The sequence below is a fragment of the uncultured Veillonella sp. genome (genome assembly GCF_900545795.1).
Taxonomy (GTDB): domain Bacteria; phylum Bacillota; class Negativicutes; order Veillonellales; family Veillonellaceae; genus Veillonella_A.
In genome coordinates this window covers 1-18,410 of the sequence record NZ_URAR01000020.1, presented here as the reverse complement: position 1 = coordinate 18,410, position 18,410 = coordinate 1, and the positions used below count along the sequence as shown (strand labels likewise).

General features: G+C 40.3%; 19 protein-coding genes. 1 reads left to right on the top strand and 18 read right to left on the bottom strand.

Annotated features, from left to right (window positions below; translation table 11 throughout):
• Positions 1-300 precede the first annotated feature (300 nt).
• The 17 genes from rplL to hcp form a co-directional block, all read right to left on the bottom strand.
• Positions 301-672 (bottom strand): 50S ribosomal protein L7/L12, encoded by a 372-nt coding sequence (gene rplL / locus QZR90_RS08365; protein WP_115310798.1) that lies wholly within the window; start codon positions 670-672, stop codon positions 301-303.
• Positions 673-733: 61 nt separating this feature from the next.
• Complete coding sequence (gene rplJ / locus QZR90_RS08360; protein WP_295790801.1) at positions 734-1,237, bottom strand: 50S ribosomal protein L10; 504 nt, start codon at positions 1,235-1,237, stop codon at positions 734-736.
• Positions 1,238-1,415: 178 nt separating this feature from the next.
• Positions 1,416-2,126: a 50S ribosomal protein L1 gene (gene rplA / locus QZR90_RS08355; protein ID WP_295790799.1), complete on the bottom strand. Its 711-nt coding sequence runs from the start codon at positions 2,124-2,126 to the stop codon at positions 1,416-1,418.
• Positions 2,127-2,205: 79 nt separating this feature from the next.
• Positions 2,206-2,631, bottom strand: a complete 426-nt coding sequence (rplK, locus tag QZR90_RS08350) for a 50S ribosomal protein L11 (protein WP_006555621.1) — start codon at positions 2,629-2,631, stop codon at positions 2,206-2,208.
• Positions 2,632-2,741: 110 nt separating this feature from the next.
• Positions 2,742-3,278, bottom strand: coding sequence for a transcription termination/antitermination protein NusG (gene nusG, locus QZR90_RS08345; protein ID WP_295790796.1), 537 nt, complete (start codon positions 3,276-3,278; stop codon positions 2,742-2,744).
• Positions 3,279-3,289: 11 nt separating this feature from the next.
• Complete coding sequence (secE, locus tag QZR90_RS08340; protein ID WP_295790793.1) at positions 3,290-3,514, bottom strand: preprotein translocase subunit SecE; 225 nt, start codon at positions 3,512-3,514, stop codon at positions 3,290-3,292.
• Between the two features lie 41 nt (positions 3,515-3,555).
• Complete coding sequence (rpmG, locus tag QZR90_RS08335) at positions 3,556-3,705, bottom strand: 50S ribosomal protein L33 (protein ID WP_115310793.1); 150 nt, start codon at positions 3,703-3,705, stop codon at positions 3,556-3,558.
• A gap of 534 nt (positions 3,706-4,239) precedes the next feature.
• Positions 4,240-4,704 carry a BREX-3 system P-loop-containing protein BrxF gene (gene brxF, locus QZR90_RS08330; protein WP_295790790.1) on the bottom strand — a complete coding sequence of 155 codons (465 nt, stop codon included), beginning with the start codon at positions 4,702-4,704 and terminating at the stop codon, positions 4,240-4,242.
• 161 nt (positions 4,705-4,865) lie between these two features.
• On the bottom strand, positions 4,866-6,314 hold the full coding sequence (locus QZR90_RS08325; RefSeq protein ID WP_295790788.1) for a hypothetical protein: 1,449 nt from the start codon (positions 6,312-6,314) through the stop codon (positions 4,866-4,868).
• The gene (gene hypB / locus QZR90_RS08320) at positions 6,311-6,976 is read right to left on the bottom strand and encodes a hydrogenase nickel incorporation protein HypB (RefSeq protein ID WP_295790785.1); all 666 of its coding nucleotides are present in this window, start codon (positions 6,974-6,976) and stop codon (positions 6,311-6,313) included. The genes QZR90_RS08325 and hypB overlap by 4 nt, the downstream gene beginning before the upstream one ends.
• Positions 6,977-7,120: 144 nt before the next feature.
• Positions 7,121-7,462 (bottom strand): hydrogenase maturation nickel metallochaperone HypA, encoded by a 342-nt coding sequence (gene hypA / locus QZR90_RS08315; protein WP_295790780.1) that lies wholly within the window; start codon positions 7,460-7,462, stop codon positions 7,121-7,123.
• A complete protein-coding gene (locus QZR90_RS08310) occupies positions 7,440-8,288 on the bottom strand; it encodes a bifunctional 5,10-methylenetetrahydrofolate dehydrogenase/5,10-methenyltetrahydrofolate cyclohydrolase (protein ID WP_295790777.1) in 849 nt (282 codons plus the stop codon). Before QZR90_RS08310 ends, hypA begins: the two co-directional genes overlap by 23 nt.
• A 46-nt stretch (positions 8,289-8,334) precedes the next feature.
• Entirely contained in the window at positions 8,335-10,314 is a 1,980-nt protein-coding gene (locus tag QZR90_RS08305; protein WP_295790775.1) for a penicillin-binding protein, read from the bottom strand.
• Positions 10,315-10,319: 5 nt separating this feature from the next.
• Complete coding sequence (locus tag QZR90_RS08300) at positions 10,320-11,921, bottom strand: HD domain-containing protein (RefSeq protein ID WP_295790772.1); 1,602 nt, start codon at positions 11,919-11,921, stop codon at positions 10,320-10,322.
• Positions 11,922-12,092: 171 nt separating this feature from the next.
• Positions 12,093-12,965, bottom strand: coding sequence for an L-serine ammonia-lyase, iron-sulfur-dependent, subunit alpha (sdaAA, locus tag QZR90_RS08295; protein ID WP_295790768.1), 873 nt, complete (start codon positions 12,963-12,965; stop codon positions 12,093-12,095).
• Positions 12,962-13,642: an L-serine ammonia-lyase, iron-sulfur-dependent subunit beta gene (sdaAB, locus tag QZR90_RS08290; RefSeq protein WP_295790765.1), complete on the bottom strand. Its 681-nt coding sequence runs from the start codon at positions 13,640-13,642 to the stop codon at positions 12,962-12,964. The genes sdaAA and sdaAB overlap by 4 nt, the downstream gene beginning before the upstream one ends.
• 240 nt (positions 13,643-13,882) lie before the next feature.
• Positions 13,883-15,457 carry a hydroxylamine reductase gene (gene hcp, locus QZR90_RS08285; protein WP_295790763.1) on the bottom strand — a complete coding sequence of 525 codons (1,575 nt, stop codon included), beginning with the start codon at positions 15,455-15,457 and terminating at the stop codon, positions 13,883-13,885.
• Between the two features lie 298 nt (positions 15,458-15,755).
• Between hcp and QZR90_RS08280 the strand changes: the two genes are divergently transcribed.
• The gene (locus tag QZR90_RS08280) at positions 15,756-16,466 is read left to right on the top strand and encodes a Crp/Fnr family transcriptional regulator (RefSeq protein WP_295790760.1); all 711 of its coding nucleotides are present in this window, start codon (positions 15,756-15,758) and stop codon (positions 16,464-16,466) included.
• A gap of 141 nt (positions 16,467-16,607) precedes the next feature.
• Here the strand turns inward: QZR90_RS08280 and QZR90_RS08275 are convergent, their stop codons facing one another.
• Positions 16,608-18,254, bottom strand: coding sequence for an LPO_1073/Vpar_1526 family protein (locus QZR90_RS08275; RefSeq protein WP_295790757.1), 1,647 nt, complete (start codon positions 18,252-18,254; stop codon positions 16,608-16,610).
• Positions 18,255-18,410 lie beyond the last annotated feature (156 nt).

Below are 18,410 nucleotides of genomic sequence, written 5' to 3'. Positions count from 1 at the left end.
TTACTATTATTTAGTAGTCATAACTTTTGTTACTCTCTATATTTAATCTTTACATACAGTTTATATTTTTTACACCATATTGTCAAGGTAAACATCTTCAAATCATGTTCCGAATAATCATATATAGGATAAAAATATCCTGCATTATAACCTTAAGATATTTTAGAAATATTTTTAATAGATTTTTCTAACAGTTCTTTTTCTCTTATTTTTAATTATTTACATAGTAAAAAACCGCCCTCCATAGAGAGCGGTTTATTTTTGACCTGAGTCTTATAAATTTATGCCGTTAGGCCTAAATTATTTAAGTTCAACAGTTGCGCCAGCTTCTTCAAGTTTAGCTTTAAGAGCTTCAGCGTCAGCTTTTGGCATACCTTCTTTAACAGGTGCAGGAGCGCCGTCAACAACAGCTTTAGCTTCTTTCAAGCCAAGACCAGTTGCTTCACGAACAACTTTAATTACGTTGATTTTACCAGCGCCAGCATCTTTAAGGATTACGTCGAAGTCAGATTTTTCTTCGCCTGCGCCAGCAGCACCGCCAGCAGCAGCAACAGCTACAGGAGCAGCTGCAGTTACGTTAAATTTTTCTTCGATAGCTTTTACAAGATCATTTAATTCAAGGATAGTTGCTTGTTCTAATTCAGCAACAATGTTTTCAATGTTAAGTGCCATGATATAATTCCTCCACTAATTCTATTTTGTAGTAATAATAATTTGCTACTAACTAAGCTAATTAAGCTACAGTTTCGTCTTTTGCTTCGGCAACAGCTTTTACTGCATAAGCCACGTTGCGGATTGGAGCCTGAAGCACGGAAAGAAGCATGGATAGCATACCTTCGTGGTTAGGCAATTTAGCAACAGCTTTAACTTCTTCTGCAGTTACAACTTTACCTTCTACAAGACCAACTTTAACGTCGATTGCTTCAGTTTTAGTATCTTTGATGAAGTTCTCGATAATACGAGCTGGTGCAACAGCATCAGTCTTAGACACAGCAAGTGCCGTAGGACCTTCAAGATGTTCACCGAAACCTTCAAGACCTAATTCATTAACCGCAATGCGAGTCAATGTATTTTTGATTACTTTGTACTCTACGTCTTCAGCCAAGAATTTGCGGCGAAGATCAGTTACTTGCTCAACAGTTAAGCCATGGTAACCAACGAGTACGGCCCCCTTTGCTTCTGAAAGTTTTTCTTTCATTTGTGCAACGATTGCCTGTTTCTGTGTAGTGACAGCCATTAAAATACCTCCTTATAGATTTTGGTGATGCTCTATGTACTATCTTAGCGTAAAAACGACCCCATCACAAACCGCGATGAGGTCGTACCGTTTCGTAATAGAATTCGGTTCAGCCTCTGCGGGCGGATTTGCATCCATTATACATACCTGCGGTCTACAGCTAAGAGAACATATCTTATTATTGTTCCTTAGTAACGTTAGTCAATTTGAAAACGTTAAGAGGAACACCAGGGCCCATAGTAGCGCTCAAAGTAACAGTTTTAATGTACTGACCTTTTGCAGCTGCTGGTTTGGCCTTGAGAATAGTATCTACGATTACGCGGTAATTGTCAAGTAATTTCGCTTCATCGAAAGATGCTTTACCGATTGCACAAGCAATGATACCTGCTTTATCAGTACGGTATTCAATCTTACCAGCTTTAATTTCATTAACAGCACGAGCAACGTCCATCGTTACAGTACCAACTTTAGGGTTTGGCATTAAGCCTTTAGGACCTAAAATTTTACCTAAACGACCAACTTGGCCCATCATATCAGGAGTAGCTACAGCTACGTCGAAGTCGCTCCAGCCACCTTGAATTTTTGCTACTAATTCTTCGGAGCCAACATAATCTGCGCCAGCATCCTCAGCTTCTTTAATTTTATCGCCTTTCGCAAATACGAGTACGCGTTGAGTTTTACCTGTACCATGTGGTAATACAACGGCACCACGAACTTGTTGATCAGCGTATTTAGGATCGACGTTCAAGTTGAAAGAGATTTCAACAGTTTCGTCGAATTTAGCAGTTGCAGTTTTCTTAACAAGCTCAATAGCTTCTACTGGTTCGTAGAATTTGCCAGCTTCGATAAGTTTTGCTGCTTCAGCGTATTTCTTACCTACTTTTGCCATCTTAAAATCCTCCTTATGTGGTATAACGGGAATACCCTCCCACCGATATGTGCTACGCTTAGCACATGTCGTACGCTAATTAATCAACGATAACAATACCCATGCTGCGTGCAGTACCTTCTACCATACGCATGCCTTGTTCTACAGTATTTGCATTCAAGTCAGGCATTTTAAGTTCTGCGATTTCACGAACTTTATCGCGACTAACTTTTGCTACTTTGTCACGGTTAGGAACTCCGGATCCTTTAGGGATGCCAGCTGCTTTTAATAAAAGAACAGCTGCTGGTGGAGTCTTAGTAACGAAAGTGAAGCTTCTATCTTCAAATACAGTAATAACAACTGGAATAGTTAAGCCAGCTTGTTGTGCTGTACGTTCGTTAAATTCTTTAACGAATGCCATAATATTAACCCCTGCCTGACCAAGAGCTGGACCGATAGGTGGCGCTGGACTTGCCTTTCCTGCTTCACACTGAAGTTTTACAATTTTTGTAACCTTTTTAGCCATGGTGATTACACCTCCTTGCGCTCAAAATGTGGTGGTAACGGAAATAAATTTTTCCTCCCACTGGCGACCACCAAGCCGCCTAAAAAGTTTAGAGTTATAAATAATATATATTAAAGATCTTTCTCAACTTGAGAGAAATCTACCTCTACCGATGTTTCACGACCAAACATTTCAACTTCAAGTTTCAATGTTTCTTTTTCGTGATTAATTTCAGTAATTTTACCTAATCTATCTTCAAAGGCACCAGAAGTAATGCGCACTGTTTCACCGACTTCTACATCAATAGTAGCTTTCGGTTCTTGATCAACGCCCTGTGATTTGAGGATATATTCAACCTCGGAATCAGATAACGGCACCGGTTTAGTTGCAGACCCAACGAAGCCTGTAACGCCCGGTGTGTTACGCACTACGTACCAGGAACGATCATTTACTTCCATTTCAACTAATACATAGCCTGGAAATATTTTGCGTTTTACTACTTTCTTTACGCCATCTTTTTCATCCACTTCGTCCTCAACAGGCACGAGAATACGACCAATGGTATCCTCAAGTCCCATGGATTGAACTTTTAGCTCCAGATTAGTTTTTACTTTGTTTTCGTAGCCTGAGTAAGTATGAATAACATACCATTTCTTATCTGCTTCCACGGAAAGGCCTCCTATCCGACAACGTGCATCAACAATTCAATGAGTTTGCCAAAGATAGCATCCACAGCACCAATTAGTGCCGCCATGAATACTACGGTAACAAACACGACAATGGTGTAATTGATGAGCTCTTTTTTTGTCGGCCAGACTACTTTTTTGAGTTCAGCTTTCATTTCACGCGATAAACGACCAATGCCGCCCTTGCGTTGCTGCACTGTAGAATTGGATCCTGCCATCATTTCACATCCTTAATCATAGGGTACTCTAGAAGAAACAATTATTTTGTTTCGCGATGTAGCGTATGTTTACCGCAGAATTTGCAGTATTTCATCATTTCAATACGATCAGGATTGTTTTTCTTGTTCTTATTTGTCTGATAATTACGCTGTTTGCAATCAGTACATGCCATAGTTACAGCATTACGCATCCGGATACACCTCACTTCATAATCTACTTGCCTAAAAACACAATATGCTAATATAGCCTAACACAGCAGGCTACACCTGTCAAGTTTTAGGCAACTTAAAAAAGCCAGGCTTTTACCTGACAATTCATTATAACAACAACTTATTCCTTTGTCTAGAGTTATTTATGTAAAATTTATCTTTCTACTATATCCCACGATTCGTAGAATTCGCCATCTACATAAATAGATCTATTATCTATTAATTATCTTTTAATGTCTTTGTATCTTTAATGTCTTTAATGTCTTTAATATCTTTAATATCTTTGCATATTTTTATCTTCGTATCTTTTTATTGTTTATTATTCATTCACAATTCATCATCGACATCTATTTACAACTCATCATCGACTGGCCCTTTGTGTATGGTGTATAGCAATTCTACATCATTTAATTTACCTTTACAGGAAACTCCATAAAAAACTTCACAAAAAACAAGGCGAATCTGAAGACAAGCTTCAAATTCGCCTCTCATTGAATCAATACCTAGCACTAAGACTAGTCTACTGAAATAATACGTTTAGGGTTTTCTACAGTGAAAGAGAAATATTTAGGATTATTATTGTGCTCTAAATGTAAATCCTTGCCATCATATGTACCTCTCCAACCTACGATGAGGGGATACATACGGCTGATTGTCTTCAACAATTCAATAGGCTGTAAATTTAAAATAGGAGCAAAGAGAACATTTACACTATCTAGTAAAATCACATCTGAGCCACAAGCTTTCAAAGCTTTGCACATAACATCTTTTGCCATCTGAGGTCTCAAGTCCCTAGCAATTTCTAAAAACTCTTCTTCAATTAAGTCTTTGGCTTCGATATACTTCCAACCATCTTGTTCAGCTAGTTCGCGAATCAACTTACTCTTGCCTGACCCAGGACCGCCTACGACAAATAAGATACGCTCCTCTTCATTCGCCAGTTCGTCCCAACGGGACTTAATCTCTTCTGCTGTTATCATTGGTTGACCTCCTCTACTGCAACACTCTGTACACCTATATTGTATTATCTTATCCGGTTAATCATGCCGGTAATATCCTTCTTACAAGGACATGGGTACTAGTATACCGCAATTATTCAAATTTTACTATGAAAAATTATCTATCAACTATTATGCTCTACTTACAATTCCAAATCCTTATGAGGTCTATCAGATAGCATCACACTTTTTATGAAATTATCTTTCTCCCCGATGACGAAGATTAAATAACTGTGTGATGATGCTGGATTTGCATATGTATAAACCTGTAAAGCATCGCCATTTTTTGCTACATCGCTTTCAATCTTTGTAGGCACCCCATATAAATATAGTAATAAATATTTACTATCTCCTATGGAAATCCCCCGTCGCGTTACAGCAGTGCTTTTTGTAATCATAGCACGGGCAATCAATTGATCTTTATCATAGCCAATCAAAATATCATCATAACTCAAGAACTCTTCACCATAAATAAGGCCTCTTTGTTGCCAAGAGTCATCTTGATTTGTCACAAAGGGCTTATTCACTTCATAGCCCATAAGTACAAAATCACGGGGGCTCAATTCATTTGCTTTAAAATGATTAAGCTCCGTACTAGGTAATGGCAATTTAGCTCGCACTTGGCCATGCATTACATCAATAGCTTTCACCTTGTTGTCTATTAATGTAAATATAATATAGCCAGCACTTGTATCACTTTCTACAAGTCGTTCACTTAAAACGGTCTTGTTACCTAAATTCGCCATCGTAGTGGCAAAATCCTTCTTGTAATTTTCTTTTTTTTCGTTCTCTACAGCATATACAAACACCATAGCTTTTTTGGTTGTATCACGCCAAATAGCCTGTGGCGAACCATAAGCAAATAACACAGCACCACGGCTCTTGCCAATAGAAATATCACGTTCTGTTTTAAACTCACCATCAACGATGTGGATATTCGTCACCGCACCTACAGGCAAGTCATAATCTAAGCCTTCGCTGCGAAGTTGACGCTCTGTCCCCTGCTGTGGACCACTATACACAGCATACGAACCATGTTCACCACTATAGGTAGTAAACATGCCTTGCACCAAACCAGAAGTGCCTCCACCTAAGGACTTATAAAATGTCATCATATCGTCGCTAATAGCAGTCTCATTAATCGGTTTCCCTAGCTGAAATGGCCCCACTACAAAATCAGTAGTTTTTAATCCTTCCAAGGAATTAGCCGTATAACTACGGCCTACAGCATTTAAATCCAACTGCTGTTGATCTGCTTCAGCTTGTTTCACCTCTAGGGCTTCTTCAAATAGTGTTTCCATCCGTTTCACAGCGGCCTGTTCAGCACGCCAATCCATAATTCCTTCTGTAGGCGTCGGCCCAGCGCTGTCCATAGCTTTTGAGCCTACGTTACTCACTTCTTCTGAGGTTTCATCATTGTCTAGTGTTCTAGCAGTGCCTAGTGTTTCGTCGGAGCCCATCGTTACAACTTCTTGACTCACCGCGCTAGCATTGTTTACTTTGCTAGGCTGTTCAGTTTCTGCCATCGCCATATTAAGCCCCATTACAGCAGACATAGCGGCTATCACTAGAGCTTTCTTTTGTGTGCTCATATAATTCCTTTCTTCGTCATAGCGATCTGTTGACGCAACCAGTCGGTCCAACCTGTCAAGCCTTCTGACTTGGTACAACTTACCTCAAACAGCGCTACAGAGGGATTTAAATTCCGTATATCTTCTACAGCCTTATCTTTATCAAAAGGAATATACGGCAGTAAATCTATCTTATTTAATAATACTGCTTTTGATTCTTTAAAAATGAGAGGATATTTTAAAGGCTTATCTTCCCCTTCAGTGACTGATAGGACTGTAACTTTCATGGCCTCTCCAATGGCAAACTCTGCAGGACATACTAAATTCCCCACATTTTCAATTACAATCATATCTAATTCATCTAAATCAAGTTCAGCTAGAGCCTGCTCAATCATAGCCGCATCAAGATGACAACCACCTACCGTATTAATCTGAAGAACTGGAATCCCTAGGCGGTGAATACGAGCGGCATCTTTATCTGTATATAAATCACCTTCAATCACTGCGATTTTATACTCTTTAGCTAAATCTGCCAAGGTGGCCTCTAATAAAGAAGTCTTGCCAGCTCCTGGAGATCCAAGCAAATTAAAAACAAAAATCTGCTTTTCTTTAAAAATGCGCTGTAAATTAAGAGCTAGAGCATCATTTTTAGCTAACACATCTGTCATTACTTTTACTTCCATATTCCTACCTCTACTCTTCCACTTACTTCTTCTATAACACGTAAGTCAAAATCTGAATTTATCAGCTGTATGCTAAAACATGGATTTTATCATCTGTATGCTACCTAAAAGCCATGTGGGCTGTGCACTGTATAAAAGTATATCTCAATCCATATCAATAGACGCCACTTGCAACTCGCGACCTGTTTCTGTGTTGATAGCTACACTACCACAATTAGGGCATTTAAATACATAATTCTGCACAGTAAAATGGTTCATACAATCCAAACAAGTTCCCGTCAAAGGAATTACTTCTAGCTCCAGCTTAGCGCCTTCCGCAGCCGTGCCTTTTGTAACCGATTCAAAGCAAAACTCCAATGCTGCGGGCTCTACACCGGACATCACACCTAAGCGCAATTGAATGGCGTGAATAACAGAGCCATTATTTTGCTTTAATGTATCTAAAGCAATATCAACAATTCCTTCAGCAATCGACATTTCGTGCATGATAGGCCTCATAAATATTTTCTAATAACATAGTGGTAGTAACTGACCCTACTCCACCTGGTACAGGTGTTATAGCACTAGCCACAGCCGCGGCTGATTCATAGTTGACATCGCCTACAGTTTTTCCATCTAAATCATTAATGCCCACATCAATCACTACGGCCTCTGGCTTAAGCATAGAACCATCAATCATATGAGCTCGTCCAGCTGCGGCAATAACAATATCAGCACGGCGAAGCTTTTCACCTAGATCCACCGTCTTAGAATGGCAAATCGTAACAGTCGCTTGGCGTTCCAATAACATGAGCGCTATAGGCTTACCAATCACTTGGCTACGACCTACCACCACAACATCTTTACCATGAAGTGGAATCTCATAATGGTCTAAAATCGCCATGCAAGCCCGCGGTGTGCAAGGCCAAAACCCACCTTTGCCGCTCACTACAAGGCCAATATTATTAGAAGTTAAGCCATCAATATCTTTTTCAGGCACCAACAAGTCCAAAATAGCCTCTTTGTCAATATGGGCAGGCATAGGCATTAAAGGAAGTACACCATATACATGGTCCGCCTTATTCCAGTCAGTAACGACAGCCGCCACTTCATCAAAGCTAGCGGTAGCTGGCAAATGTGCAAGTTCCACACCAAAGCCGGCAGCCTTAGCTGTTTTTTCCATAAAGTGCGCATACATTTGCGCTGCTTTGTCATCCCCTACGAGTAAGATGCCTAATGTAAGCACAATCCCTTGGGCTTTTAAAGCCTCTAACTTTTCATTTAACTTAGCCTTATGAGCATCAGCTACAACTTTACCTCTTAGCTCTAACATATATACCTCCCAAATTATAAATACATCTCTCCTAGAGTACGCTACTTTAACGTACAAAGCGAACTGTTACACTTGAGCCTTCCTTCACCTCAGTACCAGCAGGCTCATCTTGTGATACAGCATAGCCCGTCCCATCAGGGATAAACTGCAAATTAGCCTCATGGAGCCAATCGCGCACTTCACCAGTAGTCCAACCAGTAAAGCTTGGCATAATAATCATATCATTATCTGTTTTTGTTACCGATGGTTTCACTGGTCTTTGATCAACACCTGCTTTAAGATCATGTTCCTTTGTCACCGATGGTGAAATTTGATAGTAGCGAACTAATTGACTCATCATATCCTTGAATACTGGTGCTGCAATTTGACCACCATAGAAAACACCATTAGGATCATCAATAACAATTAATGCCACAAAGCGTGGATCCTCTACGGGGCCCATGCCAATAAAGGAGGCAATATAGCGGCCATCTAAATAGCCACCAGCCTCTACATTAAGTTTTTGCGCCGTCCCTGTTTTACCAGCAAAATGATAGCCATCAACGGATGCTTTATTACCGCCCCCTTCGGAGACTTCTTTTTCTAAGATATCAAAAATTGTCTTCGCAATATTTTGTGGAATAGGTTCTCCCGATTCCTTAGGCTCGGTTACGGACACAGCACTACCATCAGGATTGTTGATAGATTTAATAATATGCGGTGTCATCATCTTACCATCATTTGCTATAGCGCCAAACGCACGCACCATTTGAAGAGGCGTAACAGCAATACCTTGACCAATGGACATAGTAGCCACGTCAAGCTGGGACATATCTTCTTCTTGGAATAAAATGCCATTACCTTCACCAGGTAATTCAATGCCTGTCGGCTGACCAAAGCCAAAAGCTTTAATATAATCAAGCAAAATTGACTTCCCTGTAGTCAAACCTATTTTAGCCATCCCTGTATTGATGGAATATTTTAAAATCTCTAAAAGCTTTACATTGCCATAACCTTCACCATTCCAGTTCTGCATGCGATGACTGTCAATTACAATAGAGCCTTGGTCATTAAACACTGTATCTGTAGTCCACTTGCCTGAAGCAAGAGCGGCAGACGCAATAATAGGCTTAAATGTGGAACCTGGTTCATAAATATCCACTACGGCTCTATTTTTAAAAGACGCTTCATTGCCCTTATCATAATGATTAGGATCATACGTAGGACGGTTAGCCATAGCTAAGATTTCACCCGTTTTAGGATCCATAATAATAATACTAGCGCCAGTGGCCTTCGTTTCTTGCATAGCCTTATCTAATGCACGCTCTGCTATAAATTGAACAGTCGTATCAATAGTTAAGGTTACACTTTTTTCTTTATCAGGCATGAATTGCGACAACACAGAGCCAAAGATAGCATTGCCGTGCTGGTCAGTATCAACAGACTCTTGTTTAATACTGCCCTTAATAGTGTCATCAAGTTGCATCTCTAAGCCATCTAACCCTTTATCATCAGTCCCTACAAAGCCTAACACTTGTGATAATAAAGGCCCATTAGGATAGAAACGACGACTTTCTTCCACAAAATTAAGTCCTTCTAATTCATGCTCTTTCATAATATCTGATACAGCTTTCGATTTATCTGGATCCATCATGCGATCTAGCCAAACAAAGGCTGTATCCTCATTGAGGCGCTTAATAATTTCATCCTTTTTAATCACTGTGTACGGTTCAATAAGAGTGGCAATTTCCTCTGGTGACTTTTTAATCATCTTCGGATCTGCATACAGAGAACGCGTCACAATACTCATGGCTAATGGATTGCCATTGCGATCATAAATTGTGCCACGTGGCGACTGCAATTTGCGGTCTGATTCTACTTGTTCAGAGTTCCAAGATGCCAAGCGATCTTGGTCCACTACTTGAAGCCATACTAAGCGAAGCATCAATACCAACACGGAAAGTATTAATACAATCCCCAAATTTCCAATATTCTTTTTTAATCTTGTGGACTCTGCTTGTGCCGATTTCACACGTTTCTTCATCATCAGTCCTATTGACTCCTTGTTTCCTCTATAGTATGACTATCTTCATAGTTGCTTTCATTACTGTTTCCATGATTATTTTCATTACTTTTCTCATGGTTATTTTCACGACTTTTTTCACGATTGTTTTCAGGGTGCTTTTCTAAGCGCTCCTGGATGCGAGCTAAGCGATGTAAGCCTGCCTCCAATAAAGCAGCTGGTTCATTTTTTAGCTGGCCATTCTGAACACGCTGTAATAAAGTCTGTAACACATCCCCCGTATAAGGCTGCGTCTTTTCTATTAATTCTTTATCATATTGCAAATCACGAGTGTGAATAGGCATTTCCTCACTTATATGGGCCAGACAGTCGCCAAAGGCATATGTCCCATCTGTAGAACTATGAGTTTTACCACAACCTATTACATCAGCTGCACAGACCTCGGCCATTTGTAACACAGCCTCTTTTAATTGCTCCCGCTGTCTAAACTTACCACCGCGCGCTTCCTTGCGCATCCATTTCCAAGGGTCCGCATCCTCATTATTAGCAAAATAGTGGAATCGCATGTGATTCTCTACGAGCCAACTAACGCGCTCTACAAATTGCTTAGGATATTGCCAACGCGTCAGTATATCTACAGCTATGTCAGCTCCAGCCTTATCATGACCGCGATCCGTTATGCGATTATTATGAAATCCCCTAATATGAGGCAATCCCTTAGCCACATCATGTAAAAGAGCGGCCCAACGAATGGTCAAATCTGGTCGCGTTGCATCCACTACAGCTAAGGTATGAATCCATCCATCATAAGCATGAAACTCTTTTTGTTGTGGCAAATCGACTAAATGGCTTAATTCCGGCAGAATATCTACTTCCTTGCGCACACCGTTCTCTACTACGGAACAACGGCATTCATTTAAATGCGATTTAACTAGTACATCCAGCCCTTTAGCGACAAAAGGAGTTAACAGTAAATTATCTACCTCTTTGCGCACGCGCTCTAAGGATAAACCATTGACCCGTCCAAAGCTAGGCGCCATGCCATCAAGCAAGCTTTCATGCGGTAAAAATCCCAACTTACCAACAAAACGGCACGCCCTAAATAAGCGTAGTGCATCTTCTGAGAAGCGCTCTTTAGCATCGCCAATAGTGCGCAATACTTTGCGCTTCACATCGGCCTGGCCTTTTACATAGTCAACAACTTCACCATCCATAGTCATGGCCATACCATTGATAGTAAAATCACGGCGCCACACATCTTCCTCTAAGCTTTGTGCATAAAATACTGCCTCTGGTCTATGACTATCAGCCCCATAGCGTTCACTGCGATACGTAGCAATCTCATACGTCCCTTCTGGAACAATCCCTACAACCACACCAAAAGACTTCCCTACTAAACCAGTCGTATCATAACCAGCTTTTGTCATGACCTCCATAGTCTCTTCGGGCTTTGCATTCGTAACAATATCATAATCATGAGGTGTTTTATGAAGTAATAAATCGCGCACGGCACCGCCCACTACATAGGCTTCAAAGCCCCAATCTTGGAGAGCTTGTAAAATACGCCTCGCCCCTTGCCAAACAGAATCACTTGGCAATGCTACCATAGTTGGGCCTCCAAACCACTTCATACTATCACCTCACTTAGAAATTATTAGCACTTTGCTGCATCTTGTTATATATTTTATATCAATACATTATTATAGCATATGCAAGACGATGATATAAATAAAAAAAGCCCTCTTGCCAATAATTATATAGGAAGCAAGAGGGCCTTCAGTTCATCTTATAAACTACAGGTATTACATATTTTCTAATTGCTTGGCAATGCGCTTGCCCGTTTCTGTCACAGCCAAACCGCCTTCACTGGTTTCGCGCAAAGCACTTGGCAAGGCACGACCAATGCGGTTCATCGCTTCGATGACTTCATCTACAGGAATTTGACTGATTAAGCCTGCCATAGCCATTTCAGCAGCACTCATAGCATGTACAGCGTAAATCCCATTGCGCTTTACGCAAGGCACTTCAACGAGGCCTGCCACAGGATCGCATACTAATCCTAGTACATTTTTTAAACAAAGAGCTACTGCGTTAATTATTTCATCAGTAGTCCCTTCTAACATGGCTACAATAGCGCCAGCCGCCATAGCTGCAGCAGAGCCAACTTCTGCTTGACAGCCGCCAACGGCCCCGGCTACACAAGCTTGATTTGTTATGACATTGCCAATGCCTGCACCTACTAAAAAGCCTCTCAAATAGGCTGCATCATCCATATCATACACTTCACCAGTCGCTACCAAGCATCCTGGCATAACGCCACAAGAGCCTGCTGTAGGACAAGCTACAATGCGGAACATTTTAGCATTTGCTTCATTTACCGCAATCGCATAGGTCATAGCTTTAAAGCTTAATTCACTCAACAATTTAGGCTTATGCTCCATCAAAAGTGTCGCCTGCCCACCAGACATACCGCTCACTGTACGAGTTCGATCAACAATGCCATTTTTAACAGAATCTTTAAATATGCCAATGCGGCGTAGAGATTCCGCCTCAATCACTTCACGGCTTTCTCCGGTCGTTTCCATTTCCGCACGCAATACAATTTCCCATAAAGGCAATTTATGAGTTTCACTCAAACGAGCCAAGTCGGCAATAGAATCGTATAAATAACTCATGGATTCACCGCTTTCTCTAAAGGTTCAAAATACATAACTGACTCAATATCTTTCCCTTGCTGTATAGTTGCAATTACTTCTTCACTGACTGGTGAATCTGTATTGATCAACATCACCGCATCACAATGTTTGCGCTTTCTAAATACGCGCATAGACGATATATTTACACCTGACTCACCTAGTAAAGCGGTTACACCAGCAATCACACCAGGTCGATCATGATGAAATGTCAAAATAGTATAATCATCGCCGGTTATCTCTACTTCTAAGGAGTTAATGGACGTAATCATAATGCGCCCACCACCTAAAGAGCGACCGACAATCACCATATGATGACGATTGTCACCATATAAATCAAAACGCACTTCATTAGGGTGCCCGCCTTCTTCAGTAGATTCAACAAATTCGTACTTTAAGCCTGCTTCACCAGCTTCTTTAAAGGCCTCACGAATGCGCTCATCTTCGGCATCAAACCCTAATAATCCACCTAACAAAGCACGGTCTGTACCATGACCTTTGTAAGTTTTAGCAAAAGAGCCAAACAAGGTAAGACTAACTTTTTTAGGCTCGCCCTTAAAAATATAGCGTGCCATCTTTCCTAAGCGAGCAGCTCCCGCCGTGTGAGAACTAGATGGTCCTATCATAACTGGACCAATGATATCAAAAATACTGCTCATAATGTCCTCCTATAAGGTACATTCAATCATTTCCAGAGACCATTCAAATGGTCCAATACGCCCAAACACTAACCGATATAACTTAATTTTTATTATATCATGCTTTGTTTTTATTGGATAGACATATACTATGATTTTTATAGATAATAAGCCCTTTACACCAACTAAAAAACTCCCTGCAGCAACGCGCACCGCAGGGAGTCATTTTATATATGATCAGCAACTGTCATAAATATGTAATTAGTTATTGCCACCTAAGATAGCTTTCATATCAGCTTCTGGTGTTGTAATTGGGTGTAATTGGAATTTTTCCACCAAGATATTAAGTACATTGCTAGATAAGAATTTAGGCAATGTTGGCCCAATGTAAATGTTGCGAATACCTAAAGCTAATAATGTTAACAAGATACATACAGCTTTTTGTTCGTACCAAGAAAGAACTAATGTTAATGGTAAATCATTTACATCACATTCAAAAGCGCCAGCAAGTGCAATCGCTACTTGGATAGCAGAGTATGCGTCATTACATTGACCCATATCAAGCATACGAGGGATGCCACCGATTTCACCAATTTCAAGGTCATTGAAGCGGTATTTACCACAAGCAAGTGTTAATACTACAGTATCTTTTGGAGTTTGTTTTACAAATTCAGTGTAGTAGTTACGGCCTACTTTAGCACCATCGCAACCGCCAACTAAGAAGAAGTGTTTAATCGCGCCAGCTTTAACAGCATCGATTACTTTATCTGCAATGCCAAGCACTGTACCATGACCAAAGCCTGTAGTTACTTCATGACCACCATTGATGCCAGTGAAGTGTTGTGCTTCTTTATAGCCGCCTAATTCAATAGCTTTTTCAATAACAGCTGTGAAGTCTTTTGTGCCATCTTCTTTAGCATCTACATGTTTAAGACCTGGGAAGCCTACCATATCTGTAGTGAAGATATTATCTTCGTAAGTTTTACGAGGTGGCATTAAGCAGTTAGTTGTGAATAAGAAGGAGCCTGGAACACCGTCAAATTCGTTTTGTTGGTTCTGCCAAGCAGTACCGAAGTTACCTTTTAAGTGAGCATATTTTTTAAGCTCTGGATATGCATGGCAAGGAAGCATTTCGCCATGAGTATAAATATTAACGCCTTTGCCTTCAGATTGTTCTAAAAGCATTTTTAAATCGTGTAAGTCATGACCAGTTACAACTATGAATGGACCTGGTTCTACTGTCAAAGGCACCTTAGTTGGCACTGGAGTACCATAGCTTTCAGTGTTTGCAGAATCAAGAAGAGCCATACATTTTAAGTTAACATGACCAAATTCCATAAGAAGGGCTAACCATTCTTCTGCACTGTGATCTTTAGCAAATTCTACTAAACCTTTTACAAACCAAGCATCTACTTCAGCATCATCATAACCAAGTACAGATGCATGCCAAGCATAAGCAGCCATACCGCGCATACCAAGAAGTAAAGTGGAACGTAAGGAGATAATGTCTTCTTGACCTACCCAAAGAGCTTCCCAATCGAAATCTTCTGCAGAAGGATCAATAGCTTTGCGAGCTTCTTCTACACGATTGATGAATTCTTGTACGCGCTCTTCGTCAAAGTTAACATTAGTTACGCACATAAATAAACCTTGTTTCAATAATTGGTATTCTTTTGCTGTTGCTGCTTTAGCATCGCAAGCACGAGCAAGGCCAATCAATGCAGAAGTTAATTCGTCTTGTTTGTTAGCAACTGGTGCAGTTTTACCACATACACCTTGAACTGTACAACCACCTGGATTTGCAGACTGTTCACATTGGAAACAAAACATACTCATAATATCCTCCTTCTCCGGGACTACCCGAAAACGCCTCTCCTACTCCTTAGTAGAAAAGAAAACTATAAAAAATAATTACTTCCATAATAAAGGTCACCTATTTAGAATACATTTAAGCTAAATGCTTTCAATATAAGCCTCTCAATTAAGTACTCCGTTTGTGACTGTAAGTAAATTATAGTATACTTGAATAGAAAAAGATGTAGCCTCGGCAACACATTTCAAAAATTTACTTACAATTTATAATAATCTTACATATATAACTACTTATAATAATTAAGAAGGAGGTTACAAACGAATGGCCTTAACTGAAACTGTCATCAACGAATACTTGCCTACGCTATTACATTGCCCTTTATTTAAAAATTTATCCGAAGAGCAATTACGCCACTTTCTAAGTGAGCCTGATTTATATACAACGACTTGTAAAAAAAATAGTTTCATCGCCATCGCCGGCGAACCTATGGAAGGGATTGGCATCTTACTAGAAGGACGCGCTCATTTAACGAGAGAAAACGTCTTAGGCCAACGAACCATCATGACCGAAGTTACGCCGTCCGCTATGTTCGGGGAAGCCATTCTATTTACCGACATGCCTAATTGGCCTGCAACAATCGAAACTACTAAAGATAGTAAAGTTCTATTTGTACCGCTATCCGCCTTTTCGTCTACCTTCAACCACGGTGGTGCTTATCAAATTCAGATTTTAACAAATCTGCTACATGATATGTCTGAAAAAGCCCTAGCCTTAACACGCAAAGTTCACTATTTATCCTTAAAAGGCATGCGCGAACGAATCTTTGCGTACTTCAATGATTTGTATCAACGACAAAAGCAAAATCCTATCAAAGTACCTCATAGCCGCCAGGAAATGGCCGATGTACTCAATGTATCACGGACCTCTTTAAGTAGAGAGTTGGGCCGTCTACAAGACGAGCAAATCATTAGCATGGATGGTAAAAAAGTAGAAATACTCGACATAGAAGCCATCCAAGAATACGCCTTCTAATAATGTGAAAAAACCGCTCCCCAGCATTCCTACACAAGGGACCTATGCATTGCGACTCAATATATGAATCGAACCGTATAGGCTTCCCAAATGTATGCTACGGGAGCGGTTTTATTATTCTTTGTTTTTATTATTCTTTTATTAATACCAAGGTGTTAAATCAAAGTCTTCACCAATAGTAATTTTCACATGAGCCTTGCCTAAATATAAACCAAGCAAAGTTAGGCTCATTGAGCTAATCGGCATGGAATCATATACATCGGCCAATTTAGGCAATAAAGGCGAAATCGTTTCCATAACTTGCAAGAACTCATTTTTCTTAAAGCCAATAGGACGAGTGAGAACTAATTGATGCAAGCGCGTCTGCGCATCATGATCAGTAATACCTGCTGTGCGGAAGTAACGAGGCAATAAGCCTTCATCAGCAACAGCTAATTTTAAGCGATTGCTCATAAGACTCTTCACCACAAAGCGACCTTCTAAAGCCGTCCCTTGCAAAGCTCGTTCTAACTCTTCACGACTAAAACCTTCATAATTAAATACAAGCGGATAAGAATTGGAGAAAATCCCACCTAAAGTTGTACGTTCTGGCTCTTCAGCACAACAACGCAAGTAATCAAGTTGACGATACATAAACTCTTCTCGTGGTAAATCTGATAAGAATGGCTCAATGTATTTCTCTACATAATGTCTAAAATGCTCTAAATTATAGTTATTAGAATTGCGAGAATATTGCAATAACAAGGCAAGAGCCATAATTTGGAAATGACCTAAATGCAAATGCGGCAAAATACGAAGCGCATCAAATGCCAACAAATACGGCGTACTGGATTTAGGTTCCTGCACCACATCCATGAAAGCCATAATGGCCGTCTCTTTCATCCAAGGCAATGGCGAAGTTACATAAGCTTTTTGCATACCAAACAACGCTTCTTGCACCACAATGTTTTCCAATAAAGCCTTTAGTTCATCACGAGCAGTGATGCCTAATCGATCGAGGGCTTCTGCTGTAATCTGACGAACTAATTGTTTAGTTTCATCATTTAAAATACCAAATGAAGCAATAAAATGTTTTGTACCAAAATCAATTAAATCAGACACGCCTTCAGAATCATTGATTAAGCCTACTTTTTCTGCACCATCGGCAGCTACTGGCTTAGGTGTTACTGTTGTAAGAGCATCTATGCGCGGCATCACCCGTGTAGCATCAAGGGCCTTCTCTTCGCTTGGCGCCTCTACACGTTGAATGCGACGTGTTACTTCATTGTCCACTGGATCCACATCGCGCTCATGACCCCAACCTTTAATCATAGGCTGTGTCATATCAATCTGCTTTTGTTTTTCATCCGCTAGGTTTTGCGCTGTTTCTACAGCTTTAGTGACCGATGGCGTATTGCTCACTGCAGAAGACACCGTAGTAGGCGTTTCTTTAGACACTGTAGGAGTTGGCTCAAAGTGTTCTACCTCACGCGTAACCATAGCCGTACTTGGCGTTGTCATATTGGCTTTAGTCACATCTCTATCAGCAACCGCCTTGCCAATGCTTACTTTCGCTTCAGCCGAACTTACAGCCGGAGACACAGTATGTTCTTTTTTTGTTACATTCGCTGCAGATGGTGAAGGCCCACGACGGCGCTTATAATAATCTGAATTCGCCACCGTATTGACATTGGCTTCAGATTTATGATGAACCTCTTTTTTAGGCGATTCTCTAAATACAAAATAGCAAACAATAAAGAATACTAAAATCACTGCAACTATTACTAAATATGGAATATAGGCAGACATTAATTTTCCTCCTATTATACGTATAATACTCTCTTGTATGGTATCACATCTTAAGGTCTTAGCCAATAAGAAAAGTATAATAAAACAAAAAAACGAACTTCCTAAGAAGTTCGTTTTTTATCGGGTATGGTGGACGATGACAGGATCGAACTGTCG